Origin of the sequence: Rhodococcus sp. CX (assembly GCF_015865005.1) — a bacterium.
Taxonomy (GTDB): Bacteria; Actinomycetota; Actinomycetes; order Mycobacteriales; family Mycobacteriaceae; genus Rhodococcus.
Window position 1 is genome coordinate 22094 of sequence record NZ_JADZGH010000122.1, and the last position, 3570, is coordinate 25663.

6 protein-coding genes are annotated in these 3570 nt (G+C 67.7%); all 6 read left to right on the top strand.

Features of this window, described 5'->3' with window-relative positions:
• The first annotated feature begins 98 nt into the window (after positions 1-98).
• The gene (locus I0Q12_RS13170) at positions 99-260 is read left to right on the top strand and encodes a hypothetical protein (RefSeq protein ID WP_197252346.1); all 162 of its coding nucleotides are present in this window, start codon (positions 99-101) and stop codon (positions 258-260) included.
• Positions 261-289: 29 nt separating this feature from the next.
• The gene (locus tag I0Q12_RS13175) at positions 290-649 is read left to right on the top strand and encodes an anti-sigma factor antagonist (protein WP_197252347.1); all 360 of its coding nucleotides are present in this window, start codon (positions 290-292) and stop codon (positions 647-649) included.
• On the top strand, positions 646-1140 hold the full coding sequence (locus I0Q12_RS13180) for an ATP-binding protein (protein ID WP_197252348.1): 495 nt from the start codon (positions 646-648) through the stop codon (positions 1138-1140). Before I0Q12_RS13175 ends, I0Q12_RS13180 begins: the two co-directional genes overlap by 4 nt.
• Complete coding sequence (locus tag I0Q12_RS13185; protein ID WP_231610564.1) at positions 1137-1580, top strand: ATP-binding protein; 444 nt, start codon at positions 1137-1139, stop codon at positions 1578-1580. The genes I0Q12_RS13180 and I0Q12_RS13185 overlap by 4 nt, the downstream gene beginning before the upstream one ends.
• The gene (locus tag I0Q12_RS13190) at positions 1577-2395 is read left to right on the top strand and encodes a SigB/SigF/SigG family RNA polymerase sigma factor (protein WP_197252349.1); all 819 of its coding nucleotides are present in this window, start codon (positions 1577-1579) and stop codon (positions 2393-2395) included. Before I0Q12_RS13185 ends, I0Q12_RS13190 begins: the two co-directional genes overlap by 4 nt.
• Before the next feature lie 77 nt (positions 2396-2472).
• Positions 2473-3570: trehalose-6-phosphate synthase (locus I0Q12_RS13195; RefSeq protein ID WP_307846220.1), on the top strand; the 1098-nt coding region annotated here is incomplete at its 3' end.

Sequence of the window (3570 nt, forward strand, 5' to 3'; positions counted from 1 at the left end):
CCGGAGCGAGGAAACGGAAATTTCCGAAAAAGGAGGAATGAGTGGCCCGGAATGTGGGTATCAGGGGGCGTTGCTGTGACACAGAAGGGAGGCGAACGATGCAGACGAGGCAGGGGAAGGCGCCGTGGAAGACCGCTCGTAAGTCGGTCGTGAAGAGCATGTACGCGCTGTACGGGATCTCGTACTTCCGCGGTCACGGTCCGGAAGCGGGTGCGCGGGCGCGCACGGAACAAGCAGGAGGGGCGATCTCGTGGGCGTAGCGGATCCCGAAAAGGTAGCGACCGGCGACATGCCCGAAATCACGCCGGGCTCGCAGCTGAGGCTCGATGTCGACTTCACCGAGGGCGTCGCGGTGCTGCACGCCGCCGGCGAGATCGATGTCGTCACCGCACCGGCGTTCGAACGGAAGCTGACCGAGTTGGCCGCGTTGTGCGGTACATCCACACTGGTGGCCGACCTGCTCGATGTCCAGTTCCTCTCGTCGGCCGGGCTCGCGGTGCTCATGCGCACCGCCGACGAACTCGAGGGCAGATCCCGGTTCCTGATCGTCGCCGACGGTCCGGCGACCGCGCGGCCGATGGTCCTGGTGGGGCTGGCCGAGACCCTGGAGATCTTCCCGACCCTCGAAGCTGCCTTATCGACCGTATGAGCTACCAGGGACGACAGGCTGCACCACCGGCGTCGGTGAACACCGGCGCCGAATATCGATGCCTCCGCCTCGACGGGCTTCCCGCCGACCTGACCGCGCTCGCCCCGATCCGGCACCGGTTGGCGCAGTTCGCCCACGAGATCGGCCTCCCGGCGGACACGACCGGCGACATGCTGCTGGCGACCTACGAAGCGCTGGCCAACGTCGCCGAGCACGCGTATCCACCGGGAGAGCCGGGCACCTACGATCTGTGTGCGGTCGATCGTCCCGACGAAGGCGTTCTGACGGTCTCGATCGTCGATCGCGGCTCGTGGAAACCGCAGGCCGACACCAGCCGCACGCGTCGCGGGCGGGGCATCCGCCTGATGCACGCCTGCAGCGACAGCGCCCGCGTCGAAACGGGCGACGAAGGAACCCGAATTCATCTGCAGTGGAACTACGGGACGGACCGCACTTCCCTGCCCGAGTCAGAACAGCAGGTAGAACCTTGACACAGACCGCATCTCATCCGATGCCGTCCGCCCCCGAACCGGAGCCGGGGGGCGCCGGGATTCCGACGACCTTGTCGGTGCCTGCGCTGCACGCTCAGCTGCCCGTCGTCCGCATGCTCACCGAGATGGTGGCGATGCACAGCGGCTGCACCCTCGACCAGGTCTCCGATCTCAAGCTGGCGGTCGACCAGATCTGCACGCTCCTCATCGACGCGGCCGCACCCGCGAGCGAGATCACCTGCCGATTCCACGGGGGTCGCGAGGTGTTCGACATCGAGGTCACCGCGACGACCGTGCGACCCTGGCGACCGGCACCCGACAGCCTCGACTGGCGGATCGTGGAACTGCTCGCGGACACCGTCTCGGCGAGCGAAACGCCTTCGCCGAACGGGGAAACCGCGGAATCGACGGTGAAGCTGAGCATCGGGATGCCGGCATGACGCTGGCCGACATCGATTCTCCCCCTGCCGGAGCCGGGCCGGCGAACAACCGAAGAATCGACGAAGCGGAACTCGCGGAGCTGTTCGTCGCCCTGCGTGCATGCACCCCCGGTTCCGCCGAGGCCACCGCCCTTCACGAGAATATCGTCACGGCCTCGATGCCGTTGGCGCAGAACATCGCTCAGCGATTCGCCGGCCGCGGTGAGGACATCGACGATCTGAACCAGGTCGCGTATGTGGGCCTGCTCCAGGCGATCGACCGGTTCGACGCCGAGAAGGGGCGGGGTTTCGCCGCGTACGCGGTTCCCACCGTCATGGGCGAGATCCGTCGCTACTTCCGCGACCACGCCTGGTCCACGCGCGTACCGCGGCGGCTCAAGGACCTGACCGTGTCCATCAACAAGGTCACCGACGACCTCTCGCAACGTCTGGGCCGGTCACCGACGGCAGCGGAGATCGCGGCCGAGGTCGGTGCCGGCACCGGTGAGGTCATCGAGGCGCTCGCCGCCCGCAGTGCATATCAGCCCGCCTCCCTGGACACGCCCCTCGATCTGTCCGACGACGGTTCGGGTGCGACGCTGGCGGACACGCTCGGCGAGGAGGACGAGCAGCTCGCGAAGTCCGAGCGCTATCTCCTCCTGAAACCGCTGCTCGAGCGCGTCCCGGAGCGCGAGCGGCACATCCTGATCCTGCGGTTCTTCGAGGAGAAGAGCCAGTCGGAGATCGCGCGGGAGATCGGTGTCTCCCAGGTGCACGTCTCCCGGTTGCTGGCCCGGACCCTGGCGGAGATGAGGTCCCGGCTGGCCGAGGAGTAGGGCGATCGCCCGGTTCGGATGGGCCGGGCGAGGGTACCCACGTCACCGAAGAATGCGCTGTTCCCACGGAGGCTGTCGTGACCGCTCACTCGCACCGCGACGAATCGGACTTCGTCGTGGTGGCCAACCGTCTTCCGGTCGACCTGGAGGAACAGCCCGACGGGGCGAGAGTGTGGCGGCGCAGTCCCGGCGGCCTCGTGACGGCCCTCGAACCGGTCCTCCGGAGCCGCAACGGGACCTGGGTGGGATGGCCCGGTGCCTCGAAAGGGGAGATCGAGCCGTTCGTCCTCGACGGGCTGCGGATGCACCCGATCCATCTGAGCAAGGACGAGGTCGAGGGCTACTACCACCGATTCTCGAACAGCACGCTGTGGCCGCTCTACCACGACGTCGTGGTCAAACCGACCTTCGACCGCAGCTGGTGGGGCACCTATCGGGAGGTGAACCTCCGATTCGCCGAAGCCACGGCGCGCGCGGCCGCACCCGGAGCCACGGTGTGGGTGCACGACTACCAGCTTCAACTGGTGCCCGCGATGCTCCGGGAGCTGCGACCGGATCTCAAGATCGGCTTCTTCCTGCACATCCCCTTCCCCCCGTCCGAGCTCTTCGCGCAACTGCCGTGGCGTGTCGGCGTGCTGCAGGGAATGCTCGGCGCCGATCTGGTCGGATTCCATCTGCCCGGGGGCGCGGAGAACTTCCTGGCGCTCGCCCACCGGCTGCTCGGTCTCGAGACCCGGCCGATCCGCGACGGTGTGGGCAGTGTGGACTGCGGCGACCGGACCGTGCGGGTGGGCGCATTCCCCATCTCCATCGATTCGGCGGAACTCGTGGAGCAGGCACGCAGCGAGAAGATCCGTGCCCGGGCCGCCGAGATCCGGGAGGAACTCGGGGACCCCGAGCACCTTCTCCTGGGGGTGGACCGCCTGGACTACACGAAGGGCATCGATCTGCGCCTGCAGGCGATCGGCGAGCTCTACGACGACGGTCGGCTCGATCCGGCGAAGCAGGTGATGATCCAGCTCGCCACCCCCAGCCGGGAGCAGGTGGAGCAGTACGCACTGATGCGCGACGCGGTCGAGCTGCAGGTGGGGCGGATCAACGGTGAGCACGGACAGCTGCACCGGCCCCCGGTGCACTATCTCTACCAGCCCGTCGACCGCGAGGAGCTGATCGCC